The sequence below is a fragment of the Micromonospora sp. NPDC005686 genome (assembly GCF_042871665.1).
GTDB lineage: Bacteria > Actinomycetota > Actinomycetes > Mycobacteriales > Micromonosporaceae > Micromonospora.
In genome coordinates, this window is record NZ_JBIAIY010000006.1 from 263,854 (window position 1) to 278,735 (window position 14,882).

Here is a 14,882-nt window from a genome sequence, read left to right on the forward strand (position 1 = left end):
AGCGCGGCCATTGTCACAGCATCGGGATGCACCGCACGCCGTCGCGCTTTGCGAGGATGAGCCCATGGCTTACGACGCGACCACGCTGCCCGACGTCTCCGGGCTGACCGTCGGCATCATCGGTGGCACCGGCGACCAGGGACGAGGGCTCGCCTACCGGTTCGCCCGGGCCGGGCAGACGGTGCTGATCGGCTCCCGCACCGCGGAGCGGGCCACCCGGGCCGCCGCCGAGATCGCCGCCCTGCCCGGCGTACCGGAGGGTGCCGTCGTCTCCGGCGGCGACAACGAGGACGTGGCCCGGCGCAGTGACGTGGTGATCGTGGCGGTGCCGTGGGACGGGCACGCGGCCACCGTCGCCGCGCTCACCGAACCGCTGGCCGGCAAGATCGTGGTGGACTGCGTCAACCCGCTCGGCTTCGACAAGCAGGGTCCGTACGCGCTCACCGTCGCCGAGGGCAGCGCCGTGCAGCAGGCCGCCGCGCTGCTGCCCGAGTCCCGGGTCTGCGCCGCGTTCAACCACGTCAGCGCTCCGCTGCTGGCCGACCCGGAGATCGACCGGATCGACCTGGACGTGCTGATCTGCACCGAGGACCGGGAACTGGTGGGCGTGGTCGGCGCGCTGGCCGCGCGGATCCCCGGCATGCGGGGCATCTACGCCGGACGGCTGCGTAACGCCCACCAGATCGAGGCGTTCACGGCCAACCTGATCGCGATCAACAAGCGCTACAAGGCGCACGCCGGCATCCGCGTCACCGACCTCTGAGAGCGCGGCGAGGGCCGGCCGGCGCCGGCCCTCGCCGCACCCGCATCAGAAGGTGTGCTCCGCGGCGGGGAACTCGCCGCCGCGTACCTCGTCGGCGAACCGGCGGGTGGCGTCGGTGAGCGCGCCGGCCAGGTCGGCGTAGCGCTTGACGAAGCGCGGCGCCCGGCCGGTGCGCAATCCGGCCATGTCCTGCCAGACCAGCACCTGCCCGTCGGTGTCCGGGCCGGCCCCGATGCCGACGGTGGGGATGGGCGACTCGGCGGTGACCCGCTTGGCCACCTCGCCCGGCACCATCTCCAGCACCACCGCGAACGCGCCCGCCTCGACCACCGCACGCGCGTCGGCGAGCACCTCCTCGGCGGCCTCGCCCCGGCCCTGCACCCGGTAGCCGCCGAGCGTGTGCTCGCTCTGCGGCGTGAAGCCGACGTGCGCCATCACCGGGATGCCCGCGCCGGTGATCGCCTCGATCTGGGCGGCGCAGCGCCGCCCGCCCTCCAGCTTCACCGCGTGGCAGCCGCCCTCCTTCATGAACCGCACGGCGGTGCGCAGCGCCTGCGCCGGGCCCTCCTCGTACGAGCCGAACGGCAGATCGCCGACGACCAGCGAGTGCTTCGTGGCCCGTACCACGGCGCGGACCAGCGGCAGCAGCTCCTCGGCGGTCACCGGCAGCGTGGTCTCGTAGCCGAAGACGTTGTTCGCCGCCGAGTCGCCGACCAGCAGCACTGGGATTCCCGCCTGGTCGAAGATCGAGGCCGTGTACTGGTCGTACGAGGTCAGCATCGCCCACCGCTCGCCGCGCTCCTTGGCGGCGATCAGGTCACGGGTGCGTACCCGCCGCGTGGCCGGCCCGCCGTAGAGGGCGGTCACCTCGGCCGGGGTGGACTCCACCATGACAATCTCCTTCCTCGAGGCCGCGCACGCGGTCCCCGGGTTCCCCGCGATCGTCGCACCGGGCGACGGGCCGCGGGCAGGTCGCAGTGGAGGATGTCACTCCCCGGCCGGGCAGCGGTCAGCCGTCCTCGCGCCACCGGTTGGTGATCGGCAGCCGCCGGTCCCGCCCGAACGCCTTCATGGAGATCTTGGTGCCGGGCGCCGACTGCCGCCGCTTGTACTCGGCGGTATCCACCATCCGCAGCACCTTGTCCACCACCGCCGGGTCGTGGCCGGACTCGACCAGGCCGTCGCGGCCCAGGTCGCCGTCGACGTAGCCGATCAGGATCGGGTCGAGCACGTCGTAGTCGGGCAGCGTGTCGCTGTCGAGCTGGCCGGGGCTCAGCTCGGCCGAGGGCGGCTTGCCGATCGAGTTCTCCGGGATCGGCGGGGTCTGCCCGCGCCGGGCCGCGTCCGCGTTGCGCCACTTCGCCAGCCGCCACACCAGCGTCTTCCAGACGTCCTTGACCGGGTTGTAGCCGCCCACCGAATCGCCGTACAGCGTCGAGTAACCCACCGCCAGCTCGCTCTTGTTGCCGGTGGTGAGCACCAGGTGGCCCTCCTGGTTCGACAGCGCCATCAGGATCACGCCGCGCACCCGGGCCTGCAGGTTCTCCACCGCCACCCCGGACAGCGACATGTTCGCCAGGAACGTGTCCACCATCGGCTGGATCGGCTCGACCCGGTAGTCCAGGCCGGTGCGCTTCGCCAGGTCCTCGGCGTCGGTGCGGGAGTGCTCGGAGGAGTGCTGACTGGGCATCGAGACGCCGACGACCCGCTCCGGGCCCACCGCGTCCACGGCGATCGCGGCCGCCACCGCGGAGTCGATGCCGCCGGACAGGCCGAGCACCACAGAGGGGAAGCGGTTCTTGTCGACGTAGTCGCGCAGGCCCAGCACCAGCGCGTGCCACACCTCGGCCTCGTCGGCGACCGGCTCGATGATGCCGCCGTCGGCGGCCGGGCCGGACGGCGCGGCCGGGATCGCCGGGATCTCGTGGCGGGCCACGCGCATGCCGTCGCTCAGTTCACCGGTGCCGCCCGGCGCGCCGGCCGCCGCCGGCAGCTCCAGATCGTGCACCAGCAGGTGCTCGACGAACTGCGGCGCCCGGGCCAGCAGCGTGCCGTCCGCGGCGACGACCATCGAGTCGCCGTCGTAGACCAGCTCGTCCTGGCCGCCGACCATGTTCACGTACGCGACGGCGGCCCCGGCCTCGGCGGCACGCCGGCCGACCAGCGGCAGCCGTACGTCGTCCTTGTTCAGCTCGTACGGCGAGCCGTTGATGCTCAGCACCAGCCCGACGCCGGCCTGCCGGGCCACCGCGAACGGGCCGCCGGCCTGCCACAGGTCCTCGCAGATGGTCAGTGCCACGTCCACGCCGCCGACGCGCACCACCGTGAGCGTGTCGCCGGGGACGAAGTAGCGGTCCTCGTCGAAGACGCCGTAGTTGGGCAGGTGGTGCTTGAAGTAGGTGGCCACCACCTCGCCCCGGTGCAGCACCGCCGCCGCGTTGCGGGCGCCCCGGCCCGGCTCGGCGTCGGAACTGACCTGCGGGGGCCCGTCCGCGTCCAGGTAGCCGACCACGACCGGCAGGTCACCGAGACCGTCGGCGGCCAGGTCGGCGGCGAGCCGGTGCAACGCGGCCCGGGACGCGGCCACGAACGAACGCCGGAACACCAGGTCCTCGACCGGGTAACCGGTGAGCATCAGCTCGGGGAACAGGACGAGCTGGGCGCCGGCGTCGGCGGCCCGGCGGGTCCACGTGCGGACCAGGCCGGCGTTGCCGGCGAGGTCGCCTACCGTCGGGTTGACCTGGCACAGGGCGAGACGCAGGGTGGGCATGTCTCCATCTTCCCCCAGCCGTCCGGGCCGGGTCCGACAGGTCGCGGGTGGCCGGGCGGCGCAGCGCGCGTCCCAGCCGACCGGACACGGCGGGACGGCCGGCCGGGGAGGGCGTAACGTCGGCGTAACGAGCCCGGTGGAGACTGGGCGGTCAGGCCGAGCCGGCCCGACCGGTGCGGACGTACGTGTCACGAGGGGTGGAAGTGGACCGTCAGCAGGAGTTCGTCCTCCGCACGCTGGAAGAGCGGGACATCCGTTTCGTCCGGCTGTGGTTCACCGATGTGCTCGGCACGCTCAAGAGCGTCTCGGTGGCCCCGGCGGAGCTGGAAGCCGCCTTCGAGGAGGGCATCGGCTTCGACGGTTCGGCGATCGAGGGTTTCGCCCGGGTCTTCGAGTCGGACATGGTCGCCATGCCGGACCCGACGACGTTCCAGGTCTTCCCGTTCGAGGGCGGGGTCAGCGGCGAGAGCGCCCGGATGTTCTGCGACATCATGCTGCCCGACGGCAGCCCGTCCTGGGCCGACCCGCGGCACGTGCTGCGCCGGATGCTGTCCCGGGCGGCCGACAAGGGCTTCACCTTCTACACCCACCCGGAGATCGAGTTCTTCCTGCTGGAGAACGGTCCGCAGGACGGCTCGGTGCCCATCCCGGTGGACACCGGCGGCTACTTCGAGCACACCACGCACGCCGTCGCGCGGGACTTCCGCCGCCAGGGCGTGCTGGCGCTGGAGCGCATCGGCATCTCGGTGGAGTACAGCCACCACGAGGTCGCCCCCGGCCAGCAGGAGATCGACCTGCGCTACGCCGACGCGCTCACCACCGCCGACAACATCATGACGTTCCGGCACGTGGTGAAGGAGGTCGCGCTCTCCACCGGCGTGCAGGCCAGCTTCATGCCGAAGCCGTTCACCGACCAGCCGGGCAGCGGCATGCACACGCACCTGTCGCTGTTCGAGGGGGAGCGCAACGCGTTCCACGACGCCGGCGACCCGATGAAGCTCTCGAAGGTCGCGAAGTCGTTCATCGCCGGGCTGCTCACCCACGCCCGGGAGTACACCGCGGTCACCAACCAGTGGGTCAACTCGTACAAGCGGCTGTTCCCGCAGGCGCTGCCGGACCGGATCACCGAGAGCCCCGCGTACGTCTGCTGGGGCCACCTGAACCGGTCCGCGCTGGTGCGGGTGCCCGCGTACGGCAAGCCGAACTCGGCCCGGGTCGAGGTCCGCTCGCTGGACTCCGCGACCAACCCCTACCTCGCGTTCGCGGTGATGCTCGGCGCCGGCCTCAAGGGCATCGAGGAGGGCTACGAGCTGCCCCCCGGCGCCGAGGACGACGTCTGGTCGCTGAGCAGCGCCGAGCGCCGGGCCATGGGCTACGAGACGCTGCCGGAGAACCTGTCCGAGGCGATCGACGTGATGGCCGAGTCCGAGCTGGTGGCCGAGGTGCTCGGCGAGCACGTGTTCGACTTCTTCCTGCGCAACAAGCGCTCCGAGTGGGAGCAGTACCGCCGCGAGGTCACCCCGTACGAGCGGCAGCGCTACCTCTCGCTCTAGATCGTTGTGGCGCGGTGCCGCTATCGTCTGCGGCACCGCACCGGCACCCCCGCCGGGCGGCGTGAGCCGGGGAGGCGTTGGTGCTGGGAGATCTGCTCGACGGGGCGTGGCAGAGCATCGTGTTCGGGATCGTCGGGGTGGCGCTGATGGCCGCCGGGTTCCTGCTCGTCGACCTGCTCACCCCGGGCAAGCTGCGGGAGCTGATCTGGGTACGCCGCAACGGCAACGCGGCGCTGCTGCTCGCCGCCAACCAGCTCGGCATCGCCGGCATCGTCTTCACCGCCATCCTGACCAGCTACAGCTCGTTCGCCAAGGGGCTCGCGTCCACTGTGGTCTTCGGGCTGGTCGGCCTGCTGGTGATGGCGCTCGCGTTCCTGGTGCTGGACCTGCTCACCCCCGGCAGGCTGGGTGACGTCATCGCCGCCGACGAGCCGCACCCGGCGGCCCGGGTCAGCGCCGCCACCCACTTCGGCGCCGCGCTGATCGTCTGCGCCTGCATCGCCTGAGCGGTGTCGTACCCCCGGGTTAGCGTCCGGGGGTGAACCGTACCGATCGCCTCTACGCCCTGGTCGAGGAGCTGCGGGCGGTCTCGCCGCGCCCGCGCAGCGCGAGCTGGCTGGCCCGCCGCTTCGAGGTGAGCACCCGCACCGTCGAGCGCGACATCTCCGCCTTGCAGGGTGCCGGGGTGCCGATCTGGGCCGAGCCGGGCCGCTCCGGCGGCTACGTGGTCGACCGGGCGCGCACGCTCCCGCCGGTCAACCTGACAGCGGCCGAGGCGGTGGCGATGGCCGTCGCGCTGCACCGGCTCGGCGGTTCCCCGTTCGCCCCGGCGGCCGGGGCCGCGCTGCGCAAGCTGGTCGCGGTGATGCCGCCCGCCGCGGTGGCCGAGGCGCACCGGCTCGCCGGCCGGGTCCACCTGGTCGGCGACGGGCCGGGCACGCCCGTCCCGGCCGCCGTCGCCGACGCGGTCGCCGCCGGGCGGGTGCTGCGCCTGCGGTACGCCGACCGTGGCGGCACGGATTCGCTGCGCGACGTGGAGCCGCTGGCCTACCTGGGCAACTCGGTGCACTGGTACCTCGTCGCCTGGTGCCGGCTGCGCGACGGTCTGCGCTGCTTCCGCACCGACCGGATCGTGTCGGTGCGTCCGCTGGCCGAGCCGGTGACCCGGGAGCTGCGTCCCGGCGATCTCGATGTGCCGGTCGACCGGGTGCGTCCGCTCACCCTGGTCTGATCCGGGTGGAAACACCGACAGGACGCTGTCGTGGCCCGGTATCACGCTGAATCCTGACGACGTCGGCCGACCGCCGGCGCGAATCCCAGGAGGAAGCATGTCCAGTACGCCCGTGACCTGGTTCGAGATCGGCTCCGACCGCCCCGACGAGGCGCAGCGGTTCTACGTCGAGATGTTCGGCTGGAGTTTCGAGCAGGGCGGCCCGGGTGGGTCGTACCGGCAGACGACGGCCGGCGGTGAGCGGGGGATCGGCGGCGCGATCCGGGGCACTGACGACGGCAACTACGCGACCTTCTACGCCCAGGTGGACGACGTGGCGGAGACCTGCCGCCGGGCCGAGAAGGCCGGCGGCGCCGTACTGACGGCGCCGGTGACCACGCCGGCCGGACTGGTGCGTGCCACGCTGCGTGACCCGTCGGGCAACCTGTTCGGGGTCTTCAGCCCGCCGGCCGAGGGCTGAGCGAGGCACGGTGGCGGCCACCGACGAGGTGGCCGCCACCGGTGTACGTCTCGGCTACGACCCGATGCCGGCCGGGCCGCCCTTGTCGTGTCCGCCCCGCGGGCCGCCCTTGCCGTCGTGGCCGGGACCGCCCGGGAACACGCCGGCCTCGGCGGCCTTGAGCACCGCGTCGGCCTGCTCCCGGGTCAGCTTGCCGTCCTCGACGGCCTGGTTCAGCCGCTCCTTCAGCGCGGCCTGCCGGTCCTCGGTCGAGGGCCGCTCCGGCCGCTCCGGGCGGTCGCCCTGGCGCTGCTCGTGCAGCTTCTCCAGCGCCGCGGTGACCTTGTCGGTCGGGACGCCCAGCTCCGTGGCGAGCGCCTCGGCGAACTCGGCCTGCCGGTCGGCGTGCTTCTGGCGGCGGTCGTCACCCTGGTCGGTGGTGCTGGCGCTCGAGGACGGCTTCGGGCTCTTGTCGTCGGCGAGGGCCACCGTCGGGGCGGCGATCCCGACGCCGAGCACTCCGGCGGTGGCCAGGCCGGCCAGCAGGTGCTTCTTCGACATCGTGCGGATCATGCGATTCTCCTGTTCGGTGGTGGTGCGATGACGTCACCGACAGTGGCTGCCGGAACTGAGGGCGACCCGTGGCGAACCTGTCAGCGAGCTGGCAATCACGCCCGGAAGGCTCGAATTACTCGTGTTGCCGCGTCGCCGGGGTACCCGCAAGGCTGGGCCAAACCCGACGAAAGGCCTTCTCGATGACACAGCCCGCCATCAGCGAGATTCCGCTCACCGGGCCGGGCTCCGGGCCGTACTCGATCACGGTCGGGCCCGACGGCGCGCTCTGGCTGACGCTGGCCGGTTCCGGCGGCGTCGCCCGGCTCGGCCTCGACGGTGAGGTACGCGCCTACCGCGACGACCCGCCGGACAGCCGGCCGCTGATCATCGTCGCCGGTCCCGACGGGGCGCTCTGGTACACCCGCTCGGGCGACGACCGGCTCGGCCGGATCACCGTCGACGGCGAGACCGGCTCGGTGGCGCTGCCGCCCGGCTGCGGCCCGGGCGGGCTGGCGGTGGGCGCGGACGGCGCGCTCTGGTACGCCGGCATGAACGACGACACGGTCGGCCGGGTGACAGTCGGCGGTGAGGTGACCTCCTTCCCGCTGCCGGTGACGAAGGGCTTCCCGTCGATGCTCGCGGCCGGGCCGGACGACGCGCTCTGGCTCACGCTCAACCAGGCCAACGCGATCGCCCGGGTCGGCCTGGACGGGAAGGCGACCGTTCATCCGCTGCCCACCGAGGCGGCCGGGCCGGTCGGCATCACCCGGGGCGGCGACGGCGCGCTCTGGTTCGTGGAGATCCTCGCCGGGCAGCTCGGGCGGATCGCGCCGGACGGGCGGATCGTCGAGTTCCCGCTGCCGGACCGGACGGCCCGCCCGCACGCGATCGTCGCGGACCCGGCGGGCGGGTGCTGGTTCACCGAGTGGGCCGCCAACCGCATCGGCCACATCGACCCCGACGGCCGCATCACCGCCCACGACCTGCCCACTCCCGACTCCGAGCCTCACGGCCTCACGGTGACCCCCGACCGCACGGTCTGGGTGGCCCTGGAGACCGGCGGCGTGGCCCACCTCACGCCGGTTCAGGGTTGATCATGAGGTTGGCGGCAGTTGTGGATCTCCAGAGTGCCGCCAACCTCATGATCGCCGGGCCTCGGCGTCAGCAGACGGCGGACGTCACCGTGAGGGTGCCGTCGGTGGCGTCCAGGACGGCGGGGGTGTTCACCGGGACGGTCAGCTGGCCGGGGCCGTGGCCGACGGGGAGGCCGCCGAGGAGCGGGACGCCGAGGTCGCCGAGGCGATCGGTGAGCACGTCCACGACAGTGGTGTCCCAGCCGTCCGCGCACTCGGTGAACTGACCCACCGCCACCCCGGCGATCCCGTCCAGCGCGCCGCAGCGGCGCAGGTGGGTGAGCATCCGATCGATCTTGTAAGGCGGCTCCTGCACCTCCTCGACCAGCAGGATCGCCCCGGTCAGGTCCGGCATGTCCGGCGTGCCGATCGACGCGGTGATCAGGCACAGGTTGCCGCCGATCAGCCGGCCCTCGGCCCGCCCGGGCACCCGCACCCGGTACGTCTCCTCCGCCTCGACCGCCGCCACCGTCACCGGCTCGGTGCTCGTCAGCGCGGCGTGCAGCGACTCCGCCGAGCGGATCGGCGTGCGCTCGTCGCGCCACGCCGCACCCGGCCCGTGCACCCCGGCCAGCCGGGCGCCCCGCCAGAGCGCGAACTGCAACGCGGTGATGTCGGAGAACCCGGCCACCACCTTCGGATCCCGGCGTACCGCCGCCATGTCGATCAGGTCGACCACCCGCTGCGCGCCGTAGCCGCCCCGGGTACAGATCACCCCGCGGATCTCCGGGTCGGCGAACGCCGCGTTCAGGTCCGCGGCCCGCAGCGCGTCGTCGCCGGCCAGATAACCCCGCCGGGCGTACGCGTTCGGCGCGGGCACCGGCCGCAGCCCCCAGCCGGTGAGCAGCTCGATGCCGCGGGCCACCCGCTCGGGACGGGTCGGCCCGGACGGGGACACCAGCATCACCGCGTCGCCGGGACGCAGGGCCGGTGGGCGTACGCAGTCGTCAGGCACGATCGCGAGCCTAGGGCCTGCCGGACCGGCCGCTGTCGGGCGCACCGGCTAGCCTCGACGTCGTGGCGACCGCGCTGGTGATCGAGAACGACCCGACCGACGACCTCCGCCGCCTGGGGGAGTGGCTCACCGAAGGGGGCCTTGAGCTGCGCGTGCTGCGTCCGCACGCCGGTGACGCGCTCCCCGCCGACCTGGAGGGGTACGCCGCGCTCGTGGTGCTCGGCGGCGACCAGCAGCCATACCCGGGGCCCGACGGCGCACCCGGCGCACCCTGGTTCCCGGCGCTGGAAGGGCTGCTGCGCAAAGCGGTCCGCCAGCGCGTGCCCACGCTCGCCGTCTGCCTCGGCGCGCAACTGCTCGCCACCGCGCACGCCGGCCGGGTCGAGCGCAGCCCGTCCGGCCCCGAGGTCGGGCCGGCGCTCGTCGGGCGGCGCGACGCCGCCGAGAACGATCCCCTGTTCCGGTACGTGCCGTTGATGCCCGACGTGCTCCAGTGGCACGCCGACGAGATCACCGAGCTGCCGCACGGCGCGACGCTGCTCGCCGCGTCCACCCGCTACCCGCACCAGGCGTTCCGCCTCGGCGACCGGGCCTGGGGGTTGCAGTTCCACATCGAGTGCGACACCGCGATGATCGCCGAGTGGTCCCGCGACTCGGCGGTGCTGGCCGAGCTGGGCTACGACCCGGAGCTGGTGGTGGCCGCCTGCGACCGGGTGATGGCCGACGTCGAGGAGGCGTGGCAGCCGTTCGCGATCCGGTTCGCCGCGCTCGCACTCGGCGAACTCGGCGACGACAACCCCCGCCGCAGCCTGCCGCTGCTGGGGGCCTGACGGTGACCCGGCCGGTCCGCGGGCGCCTGGCCCGCTACGGATTCGCCGAGGGTGACGGGGCCAGCCGAGCGGAGAACCTGCTCGGCCCGGAAGGGCTCGCCCTGTGGCGGCCCGACACCCAGGAACCCCCCGACGAGCGCGCCGCCGAACTGCTCGCCGCGCTGTCCCGTGCCGCCGACCCGGACCTGGCCCTGCGCCAGTTGCACCGGCTGGTCGAGTCCGAGCGGCGCTCCGGCGACGAGGCGGCCGTACGCGATGCCCTGGCCGCCGACGCCGGGCTGCGCCGCCGGCTGATCGCGGTGCTCGGCGCCTCCTCCGCGCTCGGCGACCACCTGGTCGCCAACCCCGGGCAGTGGGCGGTGCTGGCGACCGAGCCGGACGGGCTCGCCCCCGCCGCGGACGGCCGGCTCGACCTGAGCGTCGCCGCCCGGCTCACCGCGATGACCGGATCGGTCCCGCTGCTGCGGCAGGCGTACCGGCTGGCGTTGCTGCGGATCGCGGCGGCCGACCTGACCGGTGGGCGCGGCCTGGAACAGACCATGGCGGCGCTGTCCGGGCTGGCCGACGCGACGCTGGCCGCCGCCTACGACATCGCCGCCGACGAGCTGCCGGAGGGCACGCCGCGCCCTCGGCTCGCGGTGGTGGCGATGGGCAAGTGCGGTGGCGACGAGCTGAACTACGTCTCCGACGTCGACGTCATCTTCGTCGCCGCGGCCGACGACGACCTGCCCGCCGCGACCCAGGTCGCCACCCGGCTCATCCAGATCTGCGGGCTGGTGGCCTGGCCGGTCGACGCGGCGCTGCGGCCGGAGGGCAACCGGGGTCCGCTGGTGCGTACGCTCGCCAGCCACCTCGCCTACTACAAGCGCTGGGCCCGTACCTGGGAGTTCCAGGCGCTGCTCAAGGCCCGCCCGGCGGCGGGCGACCTGGAACTGGCCAAGGAGTGGACCGACGCGCTGGCTCCGCTCGTGTGGACCGCCGCCGAACGCCCGGAGGCGGTGGAGGACATCCGGTCCATGCGCCGCAAGATCCTCGACAACGTGCCGCCCAAGGAGCTGGAACGCGAGATCAAGCGCGGTCCGGGCGGGCTGCGCGACATCGAGTTCGCCGTCCAGCTGCTCCAGCTCGTGCACGGCCGGGGCGACGAGTCGCTGCGGGTGCCCGGCACCGTGCCGGCGCTGCGCGCGCTCGTCGCGGGCGGCTACGTGGGCCGCGCCGACGGGGAGGCGCTGCTGCGCGGCTACCGCTTCCTGCGCGCCATCGAGCACCGGCTCCAGCTCCAGGCCCTGCGGCGTACCCACACCGTGCCGACCGAACCGGCCGCGCTGCGCTGGCTCGCCGCCGCGCTCGGCTACCTGGCCAGGCCGGGCCGCAGCGCCGTCGAGGAGTTCCGCGCCGAGTGGGTCACCCACGCCACCGAGGTACGCCGGCTGCACGCCAAACTGCTCTACCGGCCGCTGCTGGAATCCGTGGCCCGGGTGCCGGCCGAAGGGCTGCGCCTCACGCCCGAGGCGGCCCGGCACCGGCTGGAGGTGCTCGGCTTCGCCGACCCGGCCGGCGCGCTGCGACACATCCAGGCGCTCACCGGCGGGGTCAGCCGTACCGCGGCCATCCAGCGCACCCTGCTGCCGGTGCTGCTCGACGAGTTCGCCGACGCCCCCGAACCGGACCGCGGTCTGCTCAACTACCGGCAGGTGTCCGACAAGCTCGGCAGCACTCCGTGGTACCTGCGCCTGCTGCGCGACTCCGGCCCGGTGGCCCGCCGGCTGGCCCGGGTGCTGTCGTCCTCCAGGTACGCGGCCGACATGCTGGCCCGCGAACCGGAGGCGCTGCGGCTGCTCGCCGAGGACAGCGAACTGACCCCGCGTCCACGGGAGACCCTCGTCGACGGCTTCGCCGCCGCCGCCGCCCGGCACGACGACCCGGTCGAGGCGATCCGGGCGGTCCGCGCGCTACGCCGCCGGGAGCTGGTCCGGATCGCCGCCGCCGACGTGCTCAGCCGCGCCGGTTCGCTCGCCCCGCTCAACCCCCGCCCGGTCGGCGGCGGGGAACGCCGGCCCACAGTGGTGGACGTGACGGCGGTCGGCACCGCGTTGTCGCACGTCGCCGACGCCACGCTGGCCGCCGCGCTGCGCGCCGTCCGTACCGTCCACCCCGGGCCGCCCGGCCTGCGCTTCGCGCTGATCGGCATGGGCCGGCTCGGCGGGTACGAGTCGAACTACCTGTCCGACGCCGACGTGCTGTTCGTCTACGACCCGCCGCCCGGAGTGGAGGAGAGCGCGGCGAGCGCCGCCGCGCACGCCATCGCCGAGGAACTGCGCCGGCTGCTGTCCGCGCCCGCCCCCGACCCGCCGCTGGGCGTCGACGCCGACCTGCGGCCCGAGGGCCGGCAGGGTCCGCTGGTCCGCAGCCTGGCCGCGTACGCGCAGTACTACGCGCGCTGGTCCCGGGTGTGGGAGGCGCAGGCGCTGCTGCGCGCCCGGTACGTCTGCGGTGACGCCGACCTGGGCGCCGAGTTCGAGGCGATGATCGAGCCGGTGCGCTACCCGGCCGACGGGCTGACCCGCGAGCAGGTCATCGAGATCCGGCGGATCAAGGCGCGGGTGGAGACCGAGCGGCTGCCCCGCGGCGCCGACCCGGCCACCCACACCAAGCTGGGCCGGGGCGGGCTGGCCGACGTCGAGTGGGCGGTGCAGTTGCTCCAGCTCCGGTACGCCGGTCAGGTGCCCGCCCTGCGCGGCACCCGTACGCTCGACGCCCTCACCGCCGCCCGCGACGCCGGCCTGCTCGACCCCACCGACGCCGCCGAACTGGCCGCCGGTTGGACGCTTGCCGCCGAGGTGAGGGACGCACTGATGCTGGTACGCGGCCGGGCCGGGGACCAGTTGCCCCGGCACGGGGTGGAACTGGCCGGGGTGGTGCGGTTGCTGGGCCGGGAGGACCAGGGCGAGTTCCTCGACGAGTACCTGCGCACCGGCCGCCACTCCCGCACAGTCGTCCAGCGAATCCTGGAGTCCTCCCTCTAACCGTCGGAGCGGGACGGCCCGGGGGACGGCACTGGCTCCAGGTGTGTCAGCTTGTGAGGGTGTAGGTGCCTTCTCGGGGGACCGTCACGGTGGTCCACGTGCCGTCTCGGGTGACTGTGGCGCCGCCCGTCGCGGTGAGCCATCGGGTGTGGCGTACCCGGATCGGGATCGGGCCGGCGGCGGGGGCGCGGAACGTGATCGAGGCGCCGTCCTGGCGGACCAGCTCACCCGGTGCGCCGACGAGCGGGGTGGGCTCGGCGACCGCGTACAGCTTCCAGTGCCGGTCCGACCAGACCTCGGTCAGGTAGGGCTGGCCCATCTCCACCAGCTTCGCCTCCGACGACCCCACCCAGGACAACTCGGCGGCCGGCACCGCGACGTACTGCACCGCGTTGTCGGCCAGCCAGTCCCGATACGTGATCGGGGTCAGCGGAACGCCGGTGCCGGACGCCCCCGGCACAGTGGTGAAGAACAGCGGGTTGCGGTCGATGTCGGCCTGGCGTAGCCAGCCCCGGGCCAGCGGCACGTCCCCCATGTGGGCCGCCTCCCAGTAGTTGCGGGTCGGCGGCACCTCCACCCGCCCGGTGAGTCCACGCCGGCCCAGTTCCGCGCGCAGCGGCGCGAAGTACGCCGGGTCGGCCGTCGGGTCGTCGGCGCTGCGCAGGTCCGCGGTGACCACCGGCGGCTGCCACCAGCAGACCACGGCGAGCAGCGCGGCGAGCCCGGCTGCGCCGATGACCCGGGAGCGCCGACCGGCGACGCGCAGCCGATCGGAGAGCGGGGCGGGGAGCGTCGCGGCGGCGGCCAGCACCGGCAGCGCGAACATCACCACCAGGCGGGTGGCGTTCAGCCCGACCGGCGTGTGCAGCAGCGCCGACGCCAGCACCCCGGCCGCGGACAGCAGCGCGCCCACCCGCGCCGGCCGGTACGCCACGAGCGCCGCCACCACCAGGCTCGTCACCACGGCGTGCACGGTGTCGGCCGTGCTGATGTTCATCCAGCCGCCCTCGCCGAACAGCAGCCCGGTGACGGCGAGCGGCACGGCGGCCGGTACGGCGAGCAGCAGGCCGTCGGCGTACCGGCGGGTCAGCAGCAGCGCGGCACCGGCGAGCCCGACGAACAGCCCGGCCACCGGGCTGGCCGCCGAGGCGAGCAGCGCGGCGGCAACGGCGGCGACCGGCCGGGCGCGGCGGGCGGGGACGGTGAGCGCGAGCAGCGCGGCCAGGCCGAACGCGACGCCGAGGGCGTAGGTGACCCGGCCGGAGACCAGGTTGCCGGCGATCGTCGCCACGCCGACCAGGCTGCCCAGCAGTGGGCGGGGCACCCGGGTCCGCACCAGCAGGGCGGCGAACGCGGTCGCGGAGGCGAGCAGGGCGAGCGCGCCGGTCAGGCGTACCCCGAGCAGCGCCATCAGCGGCGGCGAGACGAGGCTGTAGCCCCACGGGTGCACGCCGCCGTACCAGCGCAGATCGACCAGGGCGGCCCCGTGGTCGGCGAAGAAGCCGGCGCGGGCGACCTGCGCGGACAGGTCCGAGCCGGTGGCCGGCAGGATGAGGTGGAGCACGGCGAGGACGAGCGCGGACACGGTGGAGACCGCCACCACACGACCGCCCCGCATGCCCACCTC

The 14,882-nt window shown here is 74.1% G+C and carries 13 protein-coding genes; 8 read left to right on the plus strand and 5 right to left on the minus strand.

Annotation, left to right across the window (positions count from 1 at the left end; all coding sequences use genetic code 11):
- Nucleotides 1–64 precede the first annotated feature (64 nt).
- The gene (npdG, locus tag ACFYON_RS16610) at nt 65–763 is read left to right on the plus strand and encodes an NADPH-dependent F420 reductase (RefSeq protein WP_354874800.1); all 699 of its coding nucleotides are present in this window, start codon (nt 65–67) and stop codon (nt 761–763) included.
- 45 nt (nt 764–808) lie between these two features.
- On the opposite strand, the gene panB is transcribed toward npdG, so the two are convergent.
- Both panB and ACFYON_RS16620 read right to left on the minus strand, forming a co-directional pair.
- Entirely contained in the window at nt 809–1,654 is an 846-nt protein-coding gene (panB, locus tag ACFYON_RS16615) for a 3-methyl-2-oxobutanoate hydroxymethyltransferase (protein WP_354874798.1), read from the minus strand.
- Between the two features lie 118 nt (nt 1,655–1,772).
- On the minus strand, nt 1,773–3,533 hold the full coding sequence (locus ACFYON_RS16620; RefSeq protein ID WP_354874796.1) for an NAD+ synthase: 1,761 nt from the start codon (nt 3,531–3,533) through the stop codon (nt 1,773–1,775).
- A gap of 203 nt (nt 3,534–3,736) precedes the next feature.
- Here ACFYON_RS16620 and glnA point away from each other — a divergent pair, with 203 nt between their 5' ends.
- From glnA to ACFYON_RS16640, 4 genes are all read left to right on the plus strand, one after another.
- Nucleotides 3,737–5,086 carry a type I glutamate--ammonia ligase gene (gene glnA / locus ACFYON_RS16625; RefSeq protein ID WP_354874794.1) on the plus strand — a complete coding sequence of 450 codons (1,350 nt, stop codon included), beginning with the start codon at nt 3,737–3,739 and terminating at the stop codon, nt 5,084–5,086.
- 80 nt (nt 5,087–5,166) lie between these two features.
- Nucleotides 5,167–5,592 carry a DUF350 domain-containing protein gene (locus tag ACFYON_RS16630; RefSeq protein WP_354874792.1) on the plus strand — a complete coding sequence of 142 codons (426 nt, stop codon included), beginning with the start codon at nt 5,167–5,169 and terminating at the stop codon, nt 5,590–5,592.
- Nucleotides 5,593–5,624: 32 nt separating this feature from the next.
- Complete coding sequence (locus ACFYON_RS16635; protein ID WP_354874790.1) at nt 5,625–6,317, plus strand: WYL domain-containing protein; 693 nt, start codon at nt 5,625–5,627, stop codon at nt 6,315–6,317.
- A 97-nt stretch (nt 6,318–6,414) separates the two neighbouring features.
- Nucleotides 6,415–6,777: a VOC family protein gene (locus tag ACFYON_RS16640; protein WP_354874788.1), complete on the plus strand. Its 363-nt coding sequence runs from the start codon at nt 6,415–6,417 to the stop codon at nt 6,775–6,777.
- A gap of 54 nt (nt 6,778–6,831) precedes the next feature.
- On the opposite strand, the gene ACFYON_RS16645 is transcribed toward ACFYON_RS16640, so the two are convergent.
- A complete protein-coding gene (locus ACFYON_RS16645) occupies nt 6,832–7,329 on the minus strand; it encodes a hypothetical protein (RefSeq protein ID WP_354874786.1) in 498 nt (165 codons plus the stop codon).
- 182 nt (nt 7,330–7,511) lie between these two features.
- On the opposite strand from ACFYON_RS16645, the gene ACFYON_RS16650 reads away from it, so the two are divergent.
- A complete protein-coding gene (locus ACFYON_RS16650) occupies nt 7,512–8,405 on the plus strand; it encodes a virginiamycin B lyase (protein WP_354874784.1) in 894 nt (297 codons plus the stop codon).
- Between the two features lie 67 nt (nt 8,406–8,472).
- On the opposite strand, the gene ACFYON_RS16655 is transcribed toward ACFYON_RS16650, so the two are convergent.
- Nucleotides 8,473–9,348, minus strand: coding sequence for an LD-carboxypeptidase (locus ACFYON_RS16655; protein ID WP_387189279.1), 876 nt, complete (start codon nt 9,346–9,348; stop codon nt 8,473–8,475).
- 113 nt (nt 9,349–9,461) lie between these two features.
- On the opposite strand from ACFYON_RS16655, the gene ACFYON_RS16660 reads away from it, so the two are divergent.
- Both ACFYON_RS16660 and ACFYON_RS16665 read left to right on the plus strand, forming a co-directional pair.
- Complete coding sequence (locus ACFYON_RS16660) at nt 9,462–10,229, plus strand: type 1 glutamine amidotransferase (protein ID WP_354874782.1); 768 nt, start codon at nt 9,462–9,464, stop codon at nt 10,227–10,229.
- 2 nt (nt 10,230–10,231) lie between these two features.
- Complete coding sequence (locus tag ACFYON_RS16665) at nt 10,232–13,255, plus strand: bifunctional [glutamine synthetase] adenylyltransferase/[glutamine synthetase]-adenylyl-L-tyrosine phosphorylase (protein ID WP_354874780.1); 3,024 nt, start codon at nt 10,232–10,234, stop codon at nt 13,253–13,255.
- 46 nt (nt 13,256–13,301) lie between these two features.
- On the opposite strand, the gene ACFYON_RS16670 is transcribed toward ACFYON_RS16665, so the two are convergent.
- Nucleotides 13,302–14,873 carry a hypothetical protein gene (locus ACFYON_RS16670; protein WP_354874778.1) on the minus strand — a complete coding sequence of 524 codons (1,572 nt, stop codon included), beginning with the start codon at nt 14,871–14,873 and terminating at the stop codon, nt 13,302–13,304.
- Between the last annotated feature and the right edge of the window lie 9 nt (nt 14,874–14,882).

What these genes read in the sequence shown, in the direction of transcription:
- npdG (WP_354874800.1), top strand. Translation starts at nt 65, where the DNA reads ATGGCTTACGACGCGACCACGCTGCCCGACGTCTCCGGGCTGACCGTC.
- panB (WP_354874798.1), bottom strand. Translation starts at nt 1,654, where the DNA reads ATGGTGGAGTCCACCCCGGCCGAGGTGACCGCCCTCTACGGCGGGCCG.
- ACFYON_RS16620 (WP_354874796.1), bottom strand. Translation starts at nt 3,533, where the DNA reads ATGCCCACCCTGCGTCTCGCCCTGTGCCAGGTCAACCCGACGGTAGGC.
- ACFYON_RS16640 (WP_354874788.1), top strand. Translation starts at nt 6,415, where the DNA reads ATGTCCAGTACGCCCGTGACCTGGTTCGAGATCGGCTCCGACCGCCCC.
- ACFYON_RS16645 (WP_354874786.1), bottom strand. Translation starts at nt 7,329, where the DNA reads ATGATCCGCACGATGTCGAAGAAGCACCTGCTGGCCGGCCTGGCCACC.
- ACFYON_RS16650 (WP_354874784.1), top strand. Translation starts at nt 7,512, where the DNA reads ATGACACAGCCCGCCATCAGCGAGATTCCGCTCACCGGGCCGGGCTCC.
- ACFYON_RS16655 (WP_387189279.1), bottom strand. Translation starts at nt 9,348, where the DNA reads ATGCTGGTGTCCCCGTCCGGGCCGACCCGTCCCGAGCGGGTGGCCCGC.
- ACFYON_RS16670 (WP_354874778.1), bottom strand. Translation starts at nt 14,873, where the DNA reads ATGCGGGGCGGTCGTGTGGTGGCGGTCTCCACCGTGTCCGCGCTCGTC.